This window comes from Parasphingorhabdus sp. (assembly GCF_039982415.1).
GTDB lineage: Bacteria > Pseudomonadota > Alphaproteobacteria > Sphingomonadales > Sphingomonadaceae > Parasphingorhabdus.
The window spans coordinates 75,600-97,255 of record NZ_JBDWYL010000011.1; the positions used below are offsets into that span (position 1 = coordinate 75,600).

Consider the following 21,656-nt stretch of genomic DNA (forward strand, 5'->3'; position numbering starts at 1 on the left):
ATGAACTTATGTCTTTAAGGTACTGATCTACCAATAAAGTTACCTGGCGGACTATAGCGACAGACCAGCACATCTCGCTGATTATTACTCGCTAAGCCACATCCTATTGTCGTGGTTTGGCGCCAGATTATCTGTGTATAATGGCCCACATCCTGCCAACGACCGGTTGTACTGACATCGGGAAATGTGCCAGCCACAAAAAATTGTTTCTCATTTATCCAGCCGTCTACCATTTCCTGAAAAGAAAAGGCGTTCGCGGTACCGGTCCACAAATTCTCCCCTTGATTGGGGCGTGATGATCCCGGACTATGTTCGAAACGGCCATTGGCAACTAAGGTTTCAGCATAATCCTGCGCAGCGGCGCTCAGCGCAGCGTCTAGTTGAACGGCTGGTACACCAACTTCTTCCCGCTCAACATTATGCGCGCTCAGCATCACTTGCAGCAATGTATCGCCCGGAGGTGTAGGTGTGGGAGTGGGAGTGGGAGTGGGAGTTGGAGTTGGAGTTGGTGTGGGAGTAGGCGTCGGTGTTGGTGTCGGAGTTGGCGTAGGCGTAGGCGTAGGCGTAGGATTATCCGGCAGAGTCACTGGAGGGCTGCTCTCACCGCTTTGTCCGCCACAACCGACAATTAATACAAGCATTGCTGCTTGCACCAGAGTTCTGGGATATCTACTGACATGTCGATGCTTCATGATTCACCCTCCAACAGCATCGCAAAACCGACAGATGATGATGCAATGGCGCTGTATATTCATTGGCCCTTTTGCATCGCAAAATGTCCTTATTGCGACTTTAACAGCCATGTGCGTGATCAGATTGATCATCATGCGTGGCTATCCGCTCTTCTTGTTGACCTGAGGCATGAATATAAAGTTAATCAGAAGCGCCAGATCAGTTCGGTTTTTTTTGGCGGTGGCACTCCATCGCTCATGCCCCCTCACCTCGTCGCAAAACTCATCGAAGAGGCTGATAAACTATGGGGCCTAACGGATCATTGTGAGATAACCTTGGAGGCCAATCCTTCGTCGGTTGAAGCCAGCAGGTTCGCAGATCTTGCGCAAGCAGGCGTCAACCGTGTTTCCCTTGGATTACAGGCGCTTGATGACAAAATATTAGAGTTTTTAGGCCGGGCACATAATGTTGCAGAAGGGCTTGTGGCCTTGGACACTGCTCAGGAAAATTTCGACCGTGTCAGCTTTGACCTGATTTATGCACGCCCTGACCAATCTCTGAAAAATTGGCAATCGGAATTGGAGCAAGCGCTGCGCTTCGGCACGGATCATTTGTCTCTCTATCAGCTGACCATCGAACCCAGTACGCGTTTCGAAACCTTGGTGCGCACCGGCGCCCTAATTCCAGCCGATGACGATCATTGCGCCGATATGTTTGCGCTGACCCAAGCCATTACGCAGGCCCATGGGCTGCCGGCTTATGAAATTAGCAATCACGCCAGGGCCGGTCAGGAAAGCCGGCATAATCTAACCTATTGGCGCTATGAAGATTATGTGGGTGTCGGACCGGGTGCTCATGGTCGTCGTTTAAACTGCGCTACGGAACGTCATAAAAAACCGGAAAACTTCCTATCCGCCATCGAGCGGAACGGGTCGGGCATAAAGTCAGAACAAATGCTATCCGGCGCGGTGCGGGCAACTGAAGCTTTGATGATGGGCCTGCGATTGACCGAAGGGGTCGATCTCAACGCCCTCAGCCGCAAGACCGGCCTTGCGCTTTCGCAAATGATCGACGCCGCACGGGTTCAGAAAATGGCAGCGCTCGGATTGTGCGTCCTTGATGCGGACCGCCTGACTGTGACTTCAAAGGGCTTACCATTGCTCGATGCTATATTGGCCGAACTCATTGCTGATCCTTCCGGGAACTGAGACACAAACCGGCACCATGCCTGCCGGCCCCATTTGGATTTTCCTGCTATCGCTGCTAGTTTCAACCTAATGTCCGACACCATCGCTCTTATTGACCAATTTTCTCAGCATTTGCGGGATGGCCGGCGCCGGTCTCCGCATACAATCCGGGCGTATATCATCACCGCAGAACGGTTTTGCACCTTTCTCAAAGAGCATCTCGGACAGACTCCTAGTCGCGGCGCAATCAAGGCCCTCGCGCAGACTGACATCAGATCTTATCTCGCCTTTCGCCGGTCTGAACATTTGTCCAATAACAGCGCCGCCCGCGAGCTTTCCGCTATTCGTGCTTTTCTGAAATTTGTCGGCGGCGATGGCCATCAAATTCCGAAGATCAAGGGGCCCAAGGTCACGCGCGGCGTGCCGCGCCCAGCCTCCCCCGATGATATTGTTGCAATGGCGCAGGATATTGCCGAAAACGCATCCGATGATTGGATCGGTGCGCGAGATTGGGCGGTTCTTCTGCTCTTATATGGATCTGGCCTGCGGATTAGTGAGGCGCTCGATCTCACTGGTGATGCCCTGCCCTTGTCTGATATATTGCGGGTTACCGGCAAGCGGGGCAAAACCCGTCTCGTTCCCCTTCTGCCGCAGGTTCGGGATGCGATTGATCATTATTTGAGCCTTTGTCCCTATCCCGTCACCGCAGAACATAATTTGTTTAGGGGCAAACGTGGCGGCCCCTTATCGCCCAATATTATTCGCCGAGTGGTGCAGCAGGCCCGCGGCAAACTGGGTATTTCCGATAAGACAACTCCGCATGCCTTGCGCCATAGCTTTGCCACCCATTTGTTGGCCGGTGGCGCGGATCTTAGAAGCCTGCAAGAACTGCTGGGCCATGCGAGCCTAAGCAGCACCCAAGTCTATACCGCGGTAGACACAGCGCACTTGCTCGATGTTTACCAAAATTCCCATCCGCGAGCAGACTAATGTTACTTGATGATCCACAGCAGATGGATGAAATTCGGCGGTCCACGCAATCCGTATATGAACGCCAAGCCGATAACTGGGACCAGATCCGTTCTACTTCGCTTTATGAAAAACCATGGCTGGATCAATTTTTATCGACGCTTCCCGCACGGGGAAGATTACTCGATCTGGGATGCGGTTCCGGCATTCCGGTCGCAGGATATTTTCTGGCGGCTGGGCATGATCTTGTCGGTATTGATTATGCCCCGACCATGATCAATTTGGCGCAAAGACATTATCCACAGGCCCAATGGCATGTGCAAGATATGACTCAGTTCCATGTGGAGGGCAAGTTTGATGGCATTTACAGTTGGGATGGTTTTTTTCATCTTTCCATCCCACAACAACGCCACCTTTTGCCCTTGCTCAGTCAAAAGGTAAAAGCCGGTGGTGCGATCCTCCTTACCGTCGGCACCGGTGAAGGGGAAGTTACCGGCACAGTAGCCGGTGAAACGGTCTATCATGCCAGCCTGTTCCCGGAAGAATATCAAAGGCTTTTACACCAATATGGCTTTGAAAATGTCAGCTATGTTTCAGAAGATCCAGAAGCGCTCGGGCGCTCGATCATTCTGGCATCGCAAAAATCCTGCCCTTAAGACCACTTCCGCATCAGGCCAAGGCAGCGCCTTTGGACGCTAGCCTAAGCTGATCGCGCGAGGTAAATATTGCCATCACGCTCCATAATTTGCGGTGCGGCCTTGAGCGATCCGCATTGTTCGCCAATATTTTTCCCCGATTGCACGTCAAAACGATAACCATGCCAAGGGCAGCGTATTTGCCCTTTGGCATCAATCGTGGCTTCCTCAAGTGGACCCAGCAAATGCGGGCATATCGCACTATGCGCTATCCACTGATCTTGCCAATATCGAACGACAAATCGGTGTCCAGAAAATATCACAATATAAGAATGTTCCCGATCCATGTCCGCGCGCGCCGCGACGAATTTTTCGCTTTCTGCATGTGCATCGCTGGATTCGCATTTCTTGCGGTCTAAGGCTGACTGGCGTCCTTCCATCAACCCCAGATCTTCATCATAAAGCTGGCGATATTGATTTTGCATAAAACCCAATATCATATCAGATTGGACCGCAGGTTCGGGTGCTTGTGGAAGATAAAATTGGACGTCCACTTCAATATCATCAGCGGATATTTCGCTAGCCTGTGTATGAATTTCTATGCCAGCGCCCTGCCCTTCCAAAACCGTTGTTGCCCAATAATTTTGGGAAGCATCGACCAATAGTTCTAAAATTTGATAATTGTCGCTGTGTTCTGGCGGCAACCCAACTTTTGCACGCCAACCCCAAGCACCAGAATCGATCAAGGCAATATTGGAAAAGGAAGTTTGATGAACAAAAGGAAGATGTTCCCAATCATAGGCATTTTCTATCATTCTCGGCATTTTAACCGGCAGTTTGCGGACGTAATTTCCCAAATAATGCAGCTGCGCAATCGCGTCATAATCCACATGATTTGATCGCTCGGCGAAGCGGGTATTGTCTCTATCTTGTCGCATAACACCCTCTGATGATTTATTGCCAAGGCCCTGCGTCCGGCACAAAATCTTTATCAAAATCTGCAGGTTATTGGAAGGGCATGGTGGCCATATCCACCGTGTGAGCCGAAGAGAGCGGCAATCACTTTCGGATTGATGGAATATCTACGACAATCGCGCTTCAATTGCATCCCAGATCATCCCGGCAGTATCCGTTCCATTAAATTTATCAATCGCTACGATACCGGTAGGTGATGTGACATTAATCTCGGTGAGCCACTTGCCGCCAATCACGTCAATACCGACAAATAGCAGACCTAGCCGCTTCAAATCAGGCCCCATAGCCGCACAAATTTCTTTCTCTCGTTCAGTCAAATCCGCCGCTTCCGCATAACCGCCTTGCGCCAGATTGGATCGGAACTCTCCTTTTCCGGGTTTGCGATTAATGGCGCCGGCCACTTCCCCATCCACTAGGACAATACGTTTATCGCCATCCTGCACTTCGGGAAGAAACGGCTGCACCATATGCGGTTCAGGCCAAGTCTGATTAAAGACTTCAATCAATGCGCTCAAATTGCTGCCATCTTCCGGCACAAGAAAAATAGCCTTTCCGCCATTGCCGTGCAGCGGTTTCACCACCACACCGCCATGCTCAGCCTGAAAGTCTCTGATTTCATCAATATTGCGCGATATCAATGTTGGAGGCATAAACTGCGCATAGTCCAGGACATAGACTTTTTCCGGCGCATTGCGAACGGACACGGGGTTATTGACCACCAATGTTTCGTTTTCAATCCGTTCAAGCAGATGCGTAGCGGTGATATATCCAACGTCAAATGGAGGATCTTGACGCATCAGGACGACATCCACGTCACGCCCGAGATCCAGACGGATCTGCTCGCCAAATTTAAAATGATCCCCTTCGACCTGCTGCACCTTTACCGGATGCGCCAAGGTGGTCAGACGACCGGCTAAATAAGTTAGATTTTTAACGTCATAATGAAAGAGATCATGCCCTCTTTTTTGCGCCGCAATCATCAGAGCGAAACTACTGTCACCAGAAATATTCACGCCTTCCATAGGGTCCATTTGTACGGCAATTTTCAGAGTCATAAGATCGCTTTCTCACAAGATCGGGGCGGCTGGATCAAAATCCATGCCAGACATTAGGTAAATGGGTTGGCAATCGGCGCGGTGCAACCAAAATTACATCAATGCGCGCATCTTCCCCATTGCTGCAATATTTTGCATATAGAATTTCTGCCGCGGCTGCGACCCGTTTGAGGCGATGATGATCTATTGCCGTTTCAAGATCTTTGACCTTAGAGCGGGCTTTGACTTCGACAAAAGCCACTATTGAACGGCGCTTGGCAACCAAATCAATCTCACCGCGCTGAGTCCGGACACGCTGCGCCAAAATGCGCCAACCGTGCAATCGTAGCCATCCCGCAGCAATATATTCGGCGCGGCGCCCTTGTTTTTCAGCCTCCTCTCGTTTGGTGGCTGAGCCCTTCATTGCTGATTGTCCGCTTTCCAACGATTTGCCAGTTCATATAAGGATTTTCTATCAGCACCAAAGGCGCGGGCGACTTCTCCGGCCGCTTTAGAGGCAGGCAACCGCTGCAACGCTTCACGCAGCGCATCTTCAATCTCCTGGGCACTAGCCGGTGCCGCCGCGCCCGGTGGTCCGACGATGACAACAATTTCACCTTTCGGCTTCTCCGCCGCATAGCGACCAGCCAATTCGGCCAAAGATCCAGTCACCGTCTCTTCAAATTTCTTAGTAATTTCTCGGATGACCGCTGCTGGGCGATCGCCCAATTGGTTCAAAGCATCTTCCAGCATGGCGCCCAAACGGGATCCATTTTCGTAGAATATCAGCGTAGCCTTTATCGCGCCTAACTCTGCCAACGCCTCTCCGCGCGCCTTTTTCTTGCTCGGCAAAAATCCTTCAAACAGAAACCGATCGCTGGGCAGGCCGGACAATGTCAAGGCTGCGATCACGGCGCTAGGCCCCGGTATCGTAGTCACATAAGCGCCTTGCTGGCGGGCATCGCGAACCAGTTTATAGCCAGGGTCTGAAATTAAAGGCGTACCGGCATCGCTAACAAGTGCGACAATTTTACAATGTATAGCGGCTAAAATTTCTTCACGCTCTCGCAAGCCTTTATGGTCATTATAGACTCGCATATTTCCCTTTTTTTCTATAAAGTTCAATAGCTTGCCGGTCACTCTTGAATCTTCAACTAAGATGATATCGGCCACTTGAAGGATATCTGTCGCGCGCTGAGATAAATCTCCAAGGTTGCCGATTGGTGTAGCAACGATATACAGGCCATGTTCAACGGGAGCAGACATAATGAACGCCATGACAGATAGTTTATGTGTAGGACAAGATGAAAAATCATCAACCACCACACCAACCGACCAGACGCGTCGCAGCCGTCGCAATGTGTTGAAACATGCCGGATTGGCATCAGTCATTTTTCTTGCGGGTTGTGAAACCGTCGTCCCCCGGGGTGCCGAACCGCCCCCGGCACCAACGCCGACGCCGCCTCCTGTAACGGGAAACCTGCCGACGGATCAGACCCATCACCGGATTGCTCTGCTTGTTCCTCTTTCCGGAAAAAATGCTGGGGTTGGACAATCCTTGGCCAATGCCACAACGATTGCCCTGCTCGATACCAAGGCGCAGAATATTCGCATGACCAGCTATGATACCGCAAAAGGCGTGACCGCTGCTGCGCGCAAAGCGGTCTCCGATGGCAACAAGCTGATCATCGGCCCTCTATTAAGCGATAATGTTGTCGCGACAGCCAATATCGCCCGTCCAGCGGGTGTTCCCATTTTAAGCTTTTCGAACGACGCCGGTGTAGCCGGCAATAATGTGTTCCTGCTGGGGCACATTCCGTCGCAATCCATTAACCGTGTCGTGGGCTATGCAAAGTCAAAAGGAATGAACCGCTTTGCCGCCTTAGTGCCGAATGGCGTTTATGGGCAGCGAGCATCATCGACATTATTGCGGTCGGTGAAAGATGCCGGTGGAACGGTGGTTTCCATTCAAAATTTCAATCGGGATTCCAAATCAGTTGAAGCCGCGACCAAGAAGCTTGCCCAAAATGGAAGTTTTGATGCGGTCTTATTGGCGGATAATGGGACAATGGCGATCAAAGCTGCGCCCTATATTCGTAAAAATGCGAGTGGAACCGCCAAAATTCTTGGCACCGACTTGTGGAATACCAGCAGCAATCTAGCCGGTGCTCCGGCCATGCGGGGCGCTTGGTTCGCCAGTGTTTCAGATAATTTATACCGGCAATATGCAACGAAATATCGTAACCGCTATGGCCGTGCGCCATTCCGTCTATCCAGTCTGGGATATGACTCGGTACTCTTGACGGTTAAAGTCGCGCAAAACTGGAAAGTGGGAACTCCTTTCCCGATCAAGCAACTCACGGATTCGGGAGGGTTTATCGGTCTGGATGGTGTGTTCCGTTTTCGTCGCAACGGGATTTCGGAACGCGCTCTTGAAGTCCAAGAAGTACGCAGCGGCAGTTTCACTGTCATTGATCCTGCACCGCGCGGATTTTAGTCGAAACTTGCCGTCACTGGAACTAGCCAATCTCAGATGAGATCGGGCCCAAACTGCTTATCGGACTTTAGCCGATATTTTGACCTGTATCCGCCCAGTCTTTCAGAAAACCGTCAATACCCTTGTCGGTTAGGACATGCTTGAACAGGCCGCGAATGACATTGGGCGGCATTGTCGCCACATCGGCGCCAATCCGTGCTGATTCTAAGACATGAACCGGATGTCGAATGGAAGCGACCAGAATTTCCGTATCATAGGCGTAATTATCATAGATTAAGCGGATATCATCAATCAGCTTCATCCCGTCAAAGCCGTTGTCATCGTGCCGGCCAACAAAAGGTGAGATAAAACTCGCCCCAGCTTTTGCGGCCAGCAAAGCTTGATTGGCCGAAAAACAAAGCGTGACATTGACCATTGTGCCTTCGCTGGTCAACGCTTTGCAGGTTTTCAAACCGTCAATTGTCAACGGCACTTTAATGCAGACATTATCGGCGATTTTGCGGAGCACTTCGGCTTCCTTCATCATGGTATCATGATCAAGAGCGACCACTTCGGCAGAGACTGGACCATCGGTGAGGCCGCAAATCTCTTTGGTGACTTCGACAATATCGCGTCCGGATTTTTTGATCAGCGACGGATTGGTCGTTACGCCATCGACCATACCGGTCGCAGCCAAATCGGCTATCTCGGCAGTATCAGCGGTATCAACAAAAAATTTCATGCGGTCTTAGCTCCTGATAAAAATGGGATGGCAAGCGTGCGAGTCGCCTAACGGCTTTCCTAGAAAGGCGAAACCGGCCTTGCCGTCAACCTGTGCAAAAATCTGTGGATAGTGTGTGGGCCAACACCGCTAGCCTAACGGTTTGTGAGTCCAAAGACTCCAATAAGCAACGGATCATTGGTCGCTTGCGGATTGGCCCGGATCTGAGCCTCTTGGGCACCAATAGCCTGATAGATAGACTCGCTGACTTTACCGGTGACATCACGGCTAAGGTCATCAAAATTCACGGTTGTGATTTGTGACAGAACCAAGTTTATCACCTCATTGTCGAACAGGTTAAGCCCTTCGCTTACGCCAGGTAAGATACGAGTGGCCAATGCTGGCCCCAATTGGCTTTGCAACAAACTTGTCGCCGCTCGATCGCCGCCGTTAATAATCGCTGCCGCATCGGCAATACTCATGTTTCGAATGGAATCCGCAATCAAAGGCGCGGCCAAATCAGCACCTTTCTCGGCGGCCCGGTTGACTTGCTTTAACAGGCGTTTCTGAATGGCATTGGACCGCAACAAAGCAGTCGCAATGCTGGTTACCCGCGATCCACCCAATTTGTCCGGCACCGCAATACGAGCCACTTGGCTGTCGAAAAAGCCATTGGGTTGCAACAGTTCGGCAAAGGCATTTTGGGATGACAATGTCAAAAGGCGTTTAATCGCCTCCGTCAAACTCAATGTGGGTAGACTTGCACATGCCGGAAGAGTCAGCGCGAGCGCAGCCGGTCCAATAGCCAAAATATTCCGTCGATTTACATATTGCATAATCTTGCTCCCCTATCCCCAAACTTTCTATACCAGTTGGTGACGCATTGCCAAAGCCTCCTTATAGGTAGGCTATGAATCGCACGAATAATCGCGTCAGAATTTTGTTGCTCAATGCCGCGTTAGGGCCGCTCGACTACCGCGTGCCTGATGGGATGCAAGCTCCCCCCGGGACGATTGTGATAGCGCCACTTGGACCGCGCAAAGTGCCCGGCGTGGTATGGGAAGCCGAAAGTTTTCCAAGCGATGAGATTGCATTTAAGAAGTTGCGGCCTTTGCTGGAAATCCGCGATGTCCCGCCGCTTGCAGCTCCGCTGCGTCGACTCATTGAATGGACAGCGCAATATTATTTTGCTTCGCCAGCTCTGGTCTTGCGGATGGTTTTGTCCAGCGGTGCAGCTTTTGCAGACAGTCGCCCGATAATCGAATATCGGCTGAACGGCAATATTCCAGCTCGAATGACACCGCAAAGAGAGCAAGCGCTCGCAAAACTCAAGGATGAACAGGGCACAATCAGTGAGTTGGCATTTAAGGCAGATGTTTCGGTCGCTGTTATCCGCGGTCTAGAGAAATCCGGCGCGCTGGACCGCAAAGAAATATCCACCATTGCATCGCTATCAACGCCACAAGCTGATTTTGGCAAGGTGAAACTGAGTTCCGATCAACAACGTGTAAGTGATATTTTAATCAGTGCGGTAAAGGCTTCAACGTTTAAAACCTATCTCCTGGACGGCGTAACCGGATCGGGAAAAACCGAAGTCTATTTCGAAGCCATTGCCGAAGCCTTACGCCAAGACAAACAGACATTGATCCTTCTCCCTGAAATCGCTTTGACGGAACCATTTTTAGATCGCTTTCAAACGCGATTTGGAACAGAACCATTGGCTTGGCATAGTGGTCTCAAGCAGTCAGAACGTAAAAAAAATTGGCGCGCTCTGGCCGATGGCCAAGCAAAAGTAGTCGTCGGTGCGCGGTCTGCATTATTCCTGCCATATAAAGACCTGGGCCTCATAATCGTTGATGAAGCCCATGAGGTTAGCTTCAAGCAAGAAGATGGTGTCCGCTATCATGCACGGGACGTTGCTGTGATGCGAGGTCTAAAGGAATCGATACCGGTAGTCTTGGCATCGGCAACACCTGCAATTGAAAGCCGCCATCAGGTTGAACAAGGCAATTACGAGCTCTTGGAATTACCGGCTCGATTTGGCGCCGCGACATTGCCCAAAATCGAAGCTCTTGATCTCACGCAAAACATCCCGGCAAAGGGCTCTTGGCTCGCACCGAATTTGATCAATGCGCTAGAGGAGAATCTCGATAAAGGAGAACAGTCGCTGCTGTTTCTCAATCGTCGAGGATTTGCGCCGCTCACCTTGTGCCGAACTTGCGGATTTCGAATAAATTGCCCCAATTGCACAGCTTGGATGGTGGAGCATCGGCTCACCAAACGGCTTGCATGTCATCATTGCGGCCATGTAATGCCGCAGCCGGAAACTTGCCCCGAATGCGGCGATGAAGACTCGTTGGTCGCCTGCGGTCCCGGCGTTGAAAGAATTTGCGATGAGGTAAAAATGCTATTCCCTGCGGCACGAACTGCGATTGTGACGTCGGATACCATTTGGTCGCCAGCTAAAGCAGGTGAGTTTGTCGCTCAAATGGAAGCCGGATCGATCGATATTGTAGTGGGCACGCAATTGGTGACCAAAGGCTATCATTTCCCCAACCTGACTTTGGTAGGCGTTGTCGATGCCGATATAGGTCTGGAGGGCGGAGATTTGCGTGCGGCTGAGCGCAGTTTTCAACAAATTGCACAGGTCGCTGGTCGCGCTGGTCGAGCCGAAAAGCCCGGCCATGTTTTTGTTCAAACCCGCATGCCAGACGCTGCGGTGATTCAAGCCTTGATAAATGGTGACCGCGATGGCTTTTACGCGGCCGAAACCGAATCACGCCGCATCGCTGCTGCGCCCCCATTTTCAAGGCTGGCGGCCATTATTATTTCATCGGAAGACAATGCCGAAGCCATGGAGACGGCCCGACTTATCGGTCAAACCGCTCCGCAATTTGATGGGTTTGCCGTTTATGGCCCAGCTCCCGCGCCTTTAGCCATGTTGCGCGGTCGCCATCGGCACCGCTTGTTAGTTCATGCACATCGCGCTGTCGATTTGCAGGATATTTTGCGCGATTGGCTCCATCAATTAGAATGGCCCCGTGCCGTCCGCGTGGGAGTTGATGTTGACCCTTATAGCTTTGTCTGACCACCAGAAAATCGAGAAAAAGCGAATTGGGCGCTTGCTGCGCAACCACACGGGATGGTAGCGCTATTGATGATGACAGCGCAGCGACATTTGCTGGGCTTGAAACAGTGAAGGCCCGGTGATGAATCGTTTATTTGCTTTGTTGATTATTGCCTTATCTGCGCTCGGGACAAGTCCAGCCCATGCAGATCCTGCCGATATCGCTGCTGCCAGCCGATCTGTGGTGCGGGTTGTTCTGGCGGCTACCGATGGCAACAAAGTTGCTTTTGTCGGCCATGGCAGCGGTTTTGCTATCGCTCCCGACAAAATTGTGACCAATGCCCACGTCGTTGAAATCGCACGGAAAGAAAAGTCTGTGGTGATCGGTATCGTGCCTTCACAAGGCGGAAAAAGCTACGGCGGTAAAGTTATCGCCTATTCGCCCGGAAACGATCTTGCTCTTATTCAATTGCAAGATGGTGGTCGTCTTCCCGCAATGACGGTTTTCAGTGGCCCTGTCGGTGATGGCGCTGATGTCGTTGCCATTGGATATCCCGGTTCCGTCGACCGGGCACAGGGCTTGAATCTTGATGATTTGATCAACCCTATGTCGCCTGTCAAAACCCGTGGATCGGTTTCTGGCGGTCGCACGACCAAAGAGTTTGATACTATTTTGCACACGGCCCCAATCGCGAGCGGCAATAGTGGCGGACCGCTGATCGATCATTGTGGCCGAATATTGGGTGCCAATAGTTTTGGATCACTTTCTGACGGCAATGACGCGGAATTTGGTTTTGCGGTATCCAGCCGTGAAATATTGTCTTTTCTCCGCAAAGCTGGCGTAAAACCCGGGCTGACCGCTGCACCCTGCCGAAGCGCTGCTGATATTAGCCAGCAAGAACGTCAACGGGAAGCGGCCGCTCGCGCCAAAATTGAGGCAGCAAACAAGGCGGCGGCGGCTGCTCGTCAACAAGCCGAGACAAAGCTGCGGACAACCATTTCGCAAGATATTATCACTGAACGCGAAAACCAAATGGCGATAGCGGCGTTAATGCTGGTCCTCTCACTCGTCGCGGTCGGCGGTGCCGGCTATCTGATGATTCAAGGCAAGCGAACGGCCGCGATCGGAACAGCAGGAGGAGCTGCCTTGCTTCTCGTTGGCGCGATACTTGTGTTTCTCTCGCGGCCCGCATTTACTGAAATTGAAGACCGTGTTGCTGCTGCCCTGAAAGAACAGAAATTGGACACAGATGCCGACGGAAAAACAATGACGATCGCAACCAATGGCAAATATCAATGCCGTATCAATCCGGAACGGAGCCGTATCACGGTTTCTCAAGTCGACAATTTGGATATTGATTGGTCCGAAAGCGGTTGTGTGAATGGTCGCACCCAATATGGACGAGATGGAGTAAGGTGGTCGCGGGTCTTCGTGCCCAATGAAGAACAAACGGTAACGATTAGCAGCTTTGATCCGACTCGATCTGAATTTACCACCGAACGATATTTGTTGGGATTGTCTGCAATGACAAAAGCCCGCGCGATCAGAAGCCAATATGGCAATCGGGCATGCACGTCCGATCAAAAAGCACTGTCTGATATAGACGAAATGGTCAAAGCCATCCGCTCCGAATTACCGATGCAGACAAACGAACGCCTCGTTTATGAATGTGAAAAAATGCCGCAATGATCGAAAAGCGGCAACAGCGTTCAGCCACGCGTTTCATTCTATTCACCGTTTTCATCTATTCGGTTGGCTTTGGAATTATCATGCCGGTCCTGCCCGAGCTCATCCAAGAATTAGAGGATGTAAGCTTGTCTGAAGCCACTTTAATTGGTGGTTTAATTAGCGCTTCCTATGCTCTTTTCCAATTTTTAATGGGACCGTTGGTTGGCAATCTCGGCGACAGATTTGGCCGTCGTCCGGTGTTTCTGGTTTCGCTTCTCGCCTTTGGCATTGATTTCGCTTTGATGGGTTTCGCCCCCTCAATCATATGGCTGTTCATTGGTCGTTCCATTGCCGGCGGCCTCGGCGCTATATTTGGACCCGCCAATGCAGCCATGGCTGATATTTCAAGCAGTGAGGATCGCGCCAAGAGCTTTGGTCTGGTGGGAGCTGCCTTTGGCATCGGTTTCATTGTAGGCCCCGCTCTTGGCGGGTTTTTGGGCGACTTTGGTACCCGGGTTCCCTTTTTCGTCGCTGGCGGATTGGCTTTTCTCAACTTTATCTATGGCTGGTTTGCATTCCCAGAAACAATGGCGGCCGATGCCAAACGCCCCTTTGAAATAAAACGAGCCAACCCCTTGGGCGCTTTGTTGAATTTGGGGAAATTACCAAATCTCTTGGGCGTCGCGATGATCTATTTTTTGTGGATGCTCAGCAGTTCCATCTATCCAAGCAGCTGGTCTTTTTTCGCGCCAGCGCAATATGGTTGGGACAGTCGCATGGTGGGACTCTCGCTCACCTGTGTCGGACTTTCCATGGCGCTCGTACAAGCCTTGCTCATTGGCCGCTTTGTCAGCGCTATTGGCGAGCGCAAAACAGCGATATTCGGGATATTTGTCGCCGTTGTTATTTTCGTTTTCTATATGGTTGTTGATATCAGCTGGATGGCGATAGCGCTTTGTCTGTTTGTGGGCGTCCAGGGCATGGCAATGCCAAGCATCAACGCTATGATGTCTCGTCGGACACCAGCAAATATGCAGGGTGAATTGCAGGGTTTTAATGGCAGTCTGGCGGCTTTGGCTGCAATGATCGCACCGCTTTTATATAACGGATCATTGTCCTATTTTACTAGTGACGCTGCTCCGTTCCGTTTTGTCGGCGCGCCCTTTGCCATCGCGGCATGCATAGGTTTGATTCCGTTGATTTTGCTGATCATCATCAAGCCGGCTGCGGATCGTAAACCGGATCCAGACATTCAAAACTAGTTTCGATATATTTGCTGCGCCTCCGCTTCAAACGCCTCCATCGCCGCGCGCCATGGTCCTGGTCCATAGCTAATCCGTGCAACACCCAACGCTGCCAGCTGCGCAACAGACAACATGTCTGGCATTTTCATAATATTGACCGGCAACGGCGATTTATCACAAAGTAGCCCGATTAATTTTTCGTCCGAAAGAAAGGGTACAAAGAAGCTCCGCGCGCCCGCGTCGGCATAAAATTGACAACGTTCAAACGCATCCGTGACCAGTTTTTCATCATGATCCGCAATCGCTGTTTGAATGAACAAATCGGTTCGGGCGTTGATAAACAATCCCGTATCTGCTGCAGCTTTTAGTCGCTTTTCCTGATCAGCGGGACTTCGTAAGCCACCGGCAGATAAGTTCTGATCTTCCACGTTTAGTCCCGCGACGCCAACAGCTTTCATCAATAGAGCGCTCTCACCAACGGCCGTAGGCTCTGCGCCATATCCGGTTTCCAGATCAACCGTAACCGGAATATCCACTGCCGAAGCAATATGGCTTGCGTTGGTTTGTGCAAAGGAAAGCGGTAGTTTTTCGCCATCTTCAAACCCTTGTGCTCCAGCCACTGAAAGACTGCCTGTGGCAATGGCCTTGGCCCCGGCACGCGCCACAATCTGGGCGCTTCCCGCATCCCATATGTTAAACAATAGCAAGGGATCTCCCGGTTTATGCAAATTGGCCAATGTTTGAATCTTGTCACTCATTTTGCTGTTTCCTTTTTGAGCAAACCCTCTTTGATTTCGAGACCATAAGCATAGCCGCCGATCGACCCGTCGCTCCGGACAACCCGATGACAAGGTATCAACACAGCCACATTATTGGCGCCATTAGCACTACCCACAGCCCGCACCGCTTTGGGCTTACCAATAGCTTTGGCAATAGCTGCATAGCTGCGGGTTTCGCCAAGCGGGATTTTCTGCAATTCCTGCCAAACAGCTTCTTGAAATGCTGTTCCTTGGACGTCGAGCGGTATCTTATTGAAACCTTTGGGTTTTTCGACATATTCGGTGACTTGCTTTACAAGTATGTGAAACTTCTCATCACCCGGTTGCAAATCGGCCAATGGGAAACGCTCCCGCAAGGCTTGTTCGCCTTCGTTAAAAGACAAACAGCAAACCCCTTTATCGGTCGCTGCCACCAACATCTCACCTAAAGAGGTGGATATAATAGCCCATTGAATGGAAACGCCTGCTCCACCATTAATCCAAGCACTAGGTTTCATACCAAGTCTCTTTCCATTATCTGCGTAAAATCGGGATGCGGATCCGTAGCCCGCTTTGTAGATCGCCTCGGTTACAGAAATACCATCTTCCAAAGCTTGTTTCGCCCTTTCGGATCGCAACGCCCGCAAATAAGCAGCTGGTGATAATCCTGTTTCGCGCTTGAATATGCGCTGCAAATGCGTTGGCGAATAGCCGGTTATGGCCCCAAGTTCGTTAAGCGTTAGCGCCGATTCCGCTGTTCTTATGGCATTGATCGCTGCTTTGACCGCGGCTTCATCCCGCATCACATCTTTGGGCATGCAGCGTAAACAAGCCCGCAACCCCGTGGCCTCGGCTTGTTCAGGCTTTGCAAAAAAACGAACATTCTCGCGCTTGGGATGCCGCGCAGCGCAAGATGGGCGGCAATAAATGCCCGTTGTCAGCACGCCGGTGACAAACTTGCCGTCATAAGACCGGTCGCGGGCGGAAACTGCCTGCCAAGCTCTATGCTCGTCTATCAAGGAATCATCGTTATTCATGCCAATCTTTTGCCAGCCTTTTGTGATGCCCGCATCCCGTATCTTGCGATCAAAGCAAAATCTTACCTGTGAGATAATCCAATCGCTTGAAAAACTGCCTTTTTTCCTATTCTTCAAAAAGCCATTGAGAGCCATCTTGCATCGCAGCAAAATGGTTGCTAGACGCCGCCCAACTAAAGGCAAGGCGCGTTGTAATTCGCCTGCCAATGGGCACATATCACTTACCAGTTTTTTGGCCAGATTATCAGGTCAATAATACAGGCACGGAGTAACGAGCGCGTGGAGAATTCCAGCGGCATTAGAGCGAGTTTAGCAGGGCGTTACGCCACTGCTCTGTTTGCTTTAGCCACCGAAAACAAAGCCATTGAAAAAGTCGAAGCCAGCCTCGCCTCGCTTCAAAAATCGATGAGCGAATCGGACGATCTAAATGCATTGATCAGCAGCCCAGTCCTTTCTCGCGCAGACGCTGGCAAAGCGATTGCAGGAATCGCGAATAAAATGAAGTTGGATGATCTAACAACCAACGTTCTAGGAGTTCTCGCGACCAATCGCCGTTTGGATCAAATTCCTGCAGTCATCAGAGCCTTTTCAACATTGGCATCCGGCCACCGAGGCGAAATTACTGCTGAGATCACCTCGGCTCATCCCCTCGATGACACGCAAATTGATGCGCTCAAAGCGCAGCTTAAGAAAAGGGTAGGAAGCGACGTTTCGGTCTCTACCCTCGTTGATCCCTCTATTTTGGGCGGTTTGGTTGTAAAAATCGGCAGCCAAATGATCGACAACTCAATTAAAACCCGTTTGAACACGCTATCTCAGGCCATGAAAGGCTAAAGGAAGAAACATGGATATTCGCGCAGCAGAAATTTCAAAGGTCATCAAAGATCAAATCGCCAATTTTGGCAATGAGGCTCAGGTCTCCGAAGTAGGCACCGTGCTGGCAGTCGGTGATGGCATCGCCCGTATTCACGGCCTTGATCAAGTGCAAGCCGGTGAGATGGTAGAATTCTCCAACGGTACACAGGGCATGGCCTTGAACCTTGAAGCTGACAATGTCGGTGTGGTTATTTTCGGTTCTGACGCCGACATTAAAGAAGGCGATGTTGTTAAGCGGACCGGTACAATTGTTGACGTGCCGATTGGCAAAGAACTTCTCGGCCGCGTCGTAGACGGATTGGGCAATCCCATTGACGGAAAAGGTCCGATCAAAACAAAGGATCGGAGCCGCGTTGAAGTTAAGGCGCCAGGCATTATCCCGCGTAAATCAGTTCATGAGCCTGTCCAAACCGGCCTCAAAGCGCTCGACGCCCTGGTTCCAGTGGGACGTGGTCAACGCGAATTGATCATCGGTGACCGCCAAACCGGGAAGACGGCTGTGGCGATTGACACATTCATCAACCAGAAAACCGTCAACACCGGAGATGACGAAGGCAAAAAGCTTTATTGTATTTATGTTGCGGTGGGCCAAAAGCGCTCAACCGTTGCGCAAATTGTTCGTCAGCTGGAAGAAAATGGCGCGATGGAATATTCTATCGTTGTTGCGGCTTCTGCTTCCGAGCCTGCCCCGCTGCAATATCTTGCTCCTTATACCGGTGTGACAATGGGCGAATATTTCCGCGACAACGGCATGCACGCTTGTATCGTTTATGACGACCTTTCCAAGCAGGCTGTGGCTTATCGCCAAATGTCCCTGTTGCTTCGTCGTCCTCCGGGCCGTGAAGCTTATCCTGGTGACGTTTTCTATCTACATAGCCGTTTGCTTGAACGGGCTGCGAAAATGAACGAAGATAATGGTTCTGGTTCTTTGACGGCATTGCCAATCATTGAAACGCAGGCTGGTGACGTTTCTGCTTATATCCCTACCAATGTGATTTCTATCACCGACGGTCAGATTTTCCTCGAGACCGACTTGTTCAACCAAGGCATCCGTCCTGCGATTAACGTGGGCCTGTCGGTTTCGCGTGTGGGTTCCGCTGCACAAACGAAGGCAATGAAAAAGGTTTCCGGCTCGATTAAACTCGATCTCGCGCAATATCGCGAAATGGCGGCCTTTGCGCAGTTCGGTTCTGATCTTGATGCGTCCACCCAGCAATTGTTGGCGCGCGGCGAACGGTTGACCCAGCTACTCAAACAAGCGCAATTCTCTCCGCTGGCTTTTGAAGAGCAAACCGCTTCTATCTATGCTGGTACTAATGGCCATCTCGACAAGGTCGCTGTTAATGATGTTGTGCGCTATGAAGAAGCAATGTTGGCGCATATGCGTTCCGACCATGCTGATATTCTCAAGACCATTCGCGACAGTGGCGATCTGGCAGATGATACCAAAGCCAAATTGGAAGACGCTTTGACCGCCTTTGGCAAGAGCTTTGCCTAATGGCTTCGCTCAAGGAACTTAAGGATCGGATCGGGTCGGTCAAATCGACCCAGAAGATCACCAAGGCCAAGAAAATGGTGGCCGCTGCCAAATTGCGCCGGGCGCAGATGGCAGCTGAAGCGGCGCGACCTTACGCAACAGAAATGGCGAAAGTCATGGCTAGTCTTGCTGGAAAAGTGACGGTGGATGAAAATTCACCGAAGCTTCTTGCCGGAACGGGTAAGGATCAAGTGCATCTTCTGGTTGTCGCAACCTCCGATCGCGGCCTGTGCGGGGCCTTTAATGCCAATATCGTCAAAGAAGCCCGCGTGAAAGCCGAAGAGCTTTTGGAAAATGGCAAGACCGTATTGTTCTACATGGTTGGCCGCAAAGGCATACCGGTGATCAAACGTCTTTATGAAGATAAAATCGTCAAACATTTTGATACTTCAGACGCAAAGACACCGGGTTTTGAAGAAGCCAAAGCCATTGCCGAAGATTTGACCACCATGGTTGAAGAGGGCAAGTTTGATGTCGCTCATTTGTTCTTTTCAAAGTTCAGATCGGCTCTGGTTCAAGAACCAACAGCGCAGCAGATTATTCCGGTCGCATTGGACAGTTCTGGTGAAGAAGCATCCGGTGCATCAACGGAATATGAACCCGAAGAGGAAGCCATTCTTACCGAATTGCTCCCGCGCAACCTGACCACCCAGATATTCGGCGCATTGCTTGAAAATATGGCATCCGAACAAGGCGCGTCGATGACCGCCATGGACAATGCCACGCGCAATGCCGGTGATCTGATTGATAGCTTGACCATCGAATATAATCGTAGCCGTCAAGCTGCTATTACAACCGAATTGATTGAAATTATCGCTGGCGCTGAAGCGCTTTAAAGCAAGTACGCAAGGAAAGAAAAATGGCAAAAACCAACAATGTAGGCCGCATTTCACAGGTTATCGGCGCTGTCGTCGACGTAACTTTTGATACGGATATCCCGGCCATTCTCTCGGCATTGGAAACCGACAATAACGGCAACCGGTTGGTGCTCGAAGTTGCACAGCATCTCGGCGAAAACACCGTGCGTACAATCGCTATGGATGCGACCGAAGGTTTGACCCGCGGTCAGGAAGTGACCGATACGGGCGCGCAGATCAACATGCCTGTTGGTCCTGAAACACTGGGCCGGATTATGAACGTGGTTGGCGATCCTATTGATGAGCTTGGCCCAATTGGCCACAAGACCACCGCCCCTATCCACGCAGAAGCGCCTGCTTTTGTGGATCAGTCCACGGATAGTGAAATTCTTGTTACCGGCATTAAAGTTGTCGATCTGCTCGCACCATATGCCAAAGGCGGTAAAATTGGCCTGTTCGGCGGCGCCGGCGTGGGCAAGACCGTGCTTATTCAGGAACTGATCAACAATATTGCTAAAGGCCATGGCGGTACGTCCGTTTTCGCTGGTGTCGGGGAACGGACCCGCGAAGGCAATGACCTTTACCACGAATTTCTCGACGCGAATGTTATCGCCAAGGGCGAAGACGGTAACGCAACCTCCGAAGGTTCCAAAGTGGCCCTCGTATACGGTCAGATGAACGAGCCTCCAGGAGCGCGTGCTCGTGTGGCTTTGTCCGGTCTGACCATCGCGGAATATTTCCGTGACGTTGAAGGCCAGGACGTTTTGTTCTTCGTTGATAACATCTTCCGCTTCACGCAGGCTGGTTCGGAAGTGTCCGCGCTTCTTGGCCGCATTCCTTCGGCTGTGGGCTATCAGCCAACCCTGTCCACCGACATGGGTCAGTTGCAAGAGCGGATTACGTCCACCAACAAGGGTTCGATTACTTCGGTTCAGGCGATTTATGTTCCTGCCGATGACTTGACCGACCCTGCACCGGCAACCAGCTTTGCCCACTTGGACGCCACCACGGTTTTGAACCGGGCGATTTCCGAATTGGGTATCTATCCCGCGGTTGACCCGCTTGATTCAACTTCTCGGGTTCTCGAACCCCGCGTTGTGGGTCAGGAACATTATGACACCGCTCGCGCTGTTCAGGAAATCTTGCAGAAATATAAATCGCTGCAAGATATTATCGCCATTCTTGGTATGGACGAGCTGTCCGAAGAAGATAAGCTGGTCGTCGCCCGTGCGCGTAAGATCCAGAAGTTCCTGTCTCAGCCTTTCCACGTTGCGGAAGTCTTTACCGGCATTTCGGGTAAGTTTGTTGATCTTGAAGATACGATCAATTCGTTCAAAGCGGTTGTGGATGGTGAATATGATCACCTTCCAGAAAATGCCTTCTATATGGTTGGCGGCATTGAAGAAGCGCTTGAAAAAGGCAAGAAACTGGCAGCAGAGGCAGCCTAAATGGCAGACTTGCGCCTCGAAGATTGCGTCAATGAGATCTGTCCTTGGTCGGGAGACCCAGTTTCGGCAGACTCTTTGACGGAATATAAGGGAGCGGTCGTCGGCTTTTGCAATACGGGGTGCCGGGACAAATTTGAGAAAGCCGCATCCATGTTTGATGCAGCGATACAGGACTGAAGAAAATGGCGAACCTACATTTCGAACTCGTAACCCCAGAAAAACTGGTCCGCTCGGATGATGTTTACATGGTGGTTGTTCCCGGAACCGAAGGCGACTTTGGCGTCTTGCAGGGCCATGCACCGTTCATGTCAACGGTTCGCGATGCGGAATTGATCATCTATGCCACGGAAGGTGCAGAAGCAGAGACGATCGCAGTTCAAGGGGGCTTTGCCGAAGTGAACGAAAAAGGGCTGACCGTTCTCGCTGAGGCGGTTTCCTAACTCCATTATTGGATCCATTTGCTGCGATCCACCATTGCTTATCTTTAAGAATTA

At 51.1% G+C, this 21,656-nt stretch carries 22 protein-coding genes; 13 read left to right on the forward strand and 9 right to left on the reverse strand.

Translation table 11 applies throughout. From position 1 onward, the window contains the following. Window positions 1-14 precede the first annotated feature (14 nt). Window positions 15-692 carry a CAP domain-containing protein gene (locus ABJU74_RS14640; RefSeq protein WP_348385422.1) on the reverse strand — a complete coding sequence of 226 codons (678 nt, stop codon included), beginning with the start codon at window positions 690-692 and terminating at the stop codon, window positions 15-17. Here ABJU74_RS14640 and hemW point away from each other — a divergent pair. The 3 genes from hemW (at window position 678) to ABJU74_RS14655 (ending at window position 3,484) form a co-directional block, all read left to right on the forward strand. Then, window positions 678-1,880: a radical SAM family heme chaperone HemW gene (hemW, locus tag ABJU74_RS14645; protein ID WP_348385421.1), complete on the forward strand. Its 1,203-nt coding sequence runs from the start codon at window positions 678-680 to the stop codon at window positions 1,878-1,880. The two genes, ABJU74_RS14640 and hemW, sit on opposite strands and share 15 nt — an antisense overlap. Before the next feature lie 69 nt (window positions 1,881-1,949). Further along, entirely contained in the window at window positions 1,950-2,849 is a 900-nt protein-coding gene (locus tag ABJU74_RS14650) for a tyrosine recombinase XerC (RefSeq protein ID WP_348385420.1), read from the forward strand. Then, complete coding sequence (locus tag ABJU74_RS14655) at window positions 2,849-3,484, forward strand: class I SAM-dependent methyltransferase (protein ID WP_348385419.1); 636 nt, start codon at window positions 2,849-2,851, stop codon at window positions 3,482-3,484. Before ABJU74_RS14650 ends, ABJU74_RS14655 begins: the two co-directional genes overlap by 1 nt. Window positions 3,485-3,528: 44 nt before the next feature. Here the strand turns inward: ABJU74_RS14655 and ABJU74_RS14660 are convergent, their stop codons facing one another. The 4 genes from ABJU74_RS14660 to rsmI all read right to left on the reverse strand — a co-directional run bounded on the left by ABJU74_RS14660 (window position 3,529) and on the right by rsmI (window position 6,738). Next, the gene (locus tag ABJU74_RS14660; protein ID WP_348385418.1) at window positions 3,529-4,401 is read right to left on the reverse strand and encodes a Rieske (2Fe-2S) protein; all 873 of its coding nucleotides are present in this window, start codon (window positions 4,399-4,401) and stop codon (window positions 3,529-3,531) included. 144 nt (window positions 4,402-4,545) lie between these two features. Beyond that, window positions 4,546-5,493: a glutathione synthase gene (gshB, locus tag ABJU74_RS14665; protein WP_348385417.1), complete on the reverse strand. Its 948-nt coding sequence runs from the start codon at window positions 5,491-5,493 to the stop codon at window positions 4,546-4,548. Window positions 5,494-5,527: 34 nt separating this feature from the next. Beyond that, on the reverse strand, window positions 5,528-5,896 hold the full coding sequence (locus tag ABJU74_RS14670) for a YraN family protein (RefSeq protein WP_348385416.1): 369 nt from the start codon (window positions 5,894-5,896) through the stop codon (window positions 5,528-5,530). Further along, complete coding sequence (gene rsmI, locus ABJU74_RS14675) at window positions 5,893-6,738, reverse strand: 16S rRNA (cytidine(1402)-2'-O)-methyltransferase (RefSeq protein ID WP_348385415.1); 846 nt, start codon at window positions 6,736-6,738, stop codon at window positions 5,893-5,895. Before rsmI ends, ABJU74_RS14670 begins: the two co-directional genes overlap by 4 nt. Before the next feature lies 1 nt (window position 6,739). On the opposite strand from rsmI, the gene ABJU74_RS14680 reads away from it, so the two are divergent. Continuing rightward, complete coding sequence (locus ABJU74_RS14680; protein WP_348385414.1) at window positions 6,740-7,969, forward strand: penicillin-binding protein activator; 1,230 nt, start codon at window positions 6,740-6,742, stop codon at window positions 7,967-7,969. Window positions 7,970-8,036: 67 nt separating this feature from the next. Here ABJU74_RS14680 and fsa read toward each other — a convergent pair whose 3' ends face one another. Next, window positions 8,037-8,690: a fructose-6-phosphate aldolase gene (gene fsa / locus ABJU74_RS14685; protein ID WP_348385413.1), complete on the reverse strand. Its 654-nt coding sequence runs from the start codon at window positions 8,688-8,690 to the stop codon at window positions 8,037-8,039. Window positions 8,691-8,824: 134 nt separating this feature from the next. Beyond that, the gene (locus tag ABJU74_RS14690) at window positions 8,825-9,505 is read right to left on the reverse strand and encodes a DUF4197 domain-containing protein (RefSeq protein WP_348385412.1); all 681 of its coding nucleotides are present in this window, start codon (window positions 9,503-9,505) and stop codon (window positions 8,825-8,827) included. Between the two features lie 74 nt (window positions 9,506-9,579). On the opposite strand from ABJU74_RS14690, the gene ABJU74_RS14695 reads away from it, so the two are divergent. The 3 genes from ABJU74_RS14695 (at window position 9,580) to ABJU74_RS14705 (ending at window position 14,667) form a co-directional block, all read left to right on the forward strand. Beyond that, window positions 9,580-11,757 carry a primosomal protein N' gene (locus tag ABJU74_RS14695; RefSeq protein ID WP_348385411.1) on the forward strand — a complete coding sequence of 726 codons (2,178 nt, stop codon included), beginning with the start codon at window positions 9,580-9,582 and terminating at the stop codon, window positions 11,755-11,757. Window positions 11,758-11,878: 121 nt separating this feature from the next. Beyond that, the gene (locus ABJU74_RS14700) at window positions 11,879-13,426 is read left to right on the forward strand and encodes a trypsin-like peptidase domain-containing protein (protein WP_348385410.1); all 1,548 of its coding nucleotides are present in this window, start codon (window positions 11,879-11,881) and stop codon (window positions 13,424-13,426) included. Further along, window positions 13,423-14,667 carry an MFS transporter gene (locus ABJU74_RS14705; protein WP_348385409.1) on the forward strand — a complete coding sequence of 415 codons (1,245 nt, stop codon included), beginning with the start codon at window positions 13,423-13,425 and terminating at the stop codon, window positions 14,665-14,667. Before ABJU74_RS14700 ends, ABJU74_RS14705 begins: the two co-directional genes overlap by 4 nt. Here ABJU74_RS14705 and ABJU74_RS14710 read toward each other — a convergent pair. Both ABJU74_RS14710 and ada read right to left on the reverse strand, forming a co-directional pair. Continuing rightward, window positions 14,664-15,407 (reverse strand): isocitrate lyase/phosphoenolpyruvate mutase family protein, encoded by a 744-nt coding sequence (locus tag ABJU74_RS14710; RefSeq protein ID WP_348385408.1) that lies wholly within the window; start codon window positions 15,405-15,407, stop codon window positions 14,664-14,666. The two genes, ABJU74_RS14705 and ABJU74_RS14710, sit on opposite strands and share 4 nt — an antisense overlap. After that, window positions 15,404-16,444 carry a bifunctional DNA-binding transcriptional regulator/O6-methylguanine-DNA methyltransferase Ada gene (gene ada / locus ABJU74_RS14715; RefSeq protein ID WP_348385407.1) on the reverse strand — a complete coding sequence of 347 codons (1,041 nt, stop codon included), beginning with the start codon at window positions 16,442-16,444 and terminating at the stop codon, window positions 15,404-15,406. The genes ABJU74_RS14710 and ada overlap by 4 nt, the downstream gene beginning before the upstream one ends. A 279-nt stretch (window positions 16,445-16,723) precedes the next feature. Here ada and ABJU74_RS14720 point away from each other — a divergent pair, with 279 nt between their 5' ends. The 6 genes from ABJU74_RS14720 to ABJU74_RS14745 are packed head-to-tail and all read left to right on the forward strand — an operon-like array spanning window position 16,724 to window position 21,602. Further along, entirely contained in the window at window positions 16,724-17,278 is a 555-nt protein-coding gene (locus tag ABJU74_RS14720; RefSeq protein WP_348385406.1) for a F0F1 ATP synthase subunit delta, read from the forward strand. A gap of 10 nt (window positions 17,279-17,288) precedes the next feature. Continuing rightward, window positions 17,289-18,818 carry a F0F1 ATP synthase subunit alpha gene (gene atpA / locus ABJU74_RS14725; RefSeq protein ID WP_348385405.1) on the forward strand — a complete coding sequence of 510 codons (1,530 nt, stop codon included), beginning with the start codon at window positions 17,289-17,291 and terminating at the stop codon, window positions 18,816-18,818. Further along, a complete protein-coding gene (locus tag ABJU74_RS14730) occupies window positions 18,818-19,693 on the forward strand; it encodes a F0F1 ATP synthase subunit gamma (RefSeq protein WP_348385404.1) in 876 nt (291 codons plus the stop codon). Before atpA ends, ABJU74_RS14730 begins: the two co-directional genes overlap by 1 nt. 23 nt (window positions 19,694-19,716) lie before the next feature. After that, window positions 19,717-21,162 (forward strand): F0F1 ATP synthase subunit beta, encoded by a 1,446-nt coding sequence (gene atpD / locus ABJU74_RS14735; RefSeq protein WP_348385403.1) that lies wholly within the window; start codon window positions 19,717-19,719, stop codon window positions 21,160-21,162. Continuing rightward, on the forward strand, window positions 21,163-21,339 hold the full coding sequence (locus ABJU74_RS14740) for a glutathione S-transferase (RefSeq protein ID WP_348422856.1): 177 nt from the start codon (window positions 21,163-21,165) through the stop codon (window positions 21,337-21,339). Window positions 21,340-21,344: 5 nt separating this feature from the next. Continuing rightward, complete coding sequence (locus ABJU74_RS14745; RefSeq protein WP_348385402.1) at window positions 21,345-21,602, forward strand: ATP synthase F1 subunit epsilon; 258 nt, start codon at window positions 21,345-21,347, stop codon at window positions 21,600-21,602. The last annotated feature ends 54 nt before the right edge of the window (window positions 21,603-21,656 follow it).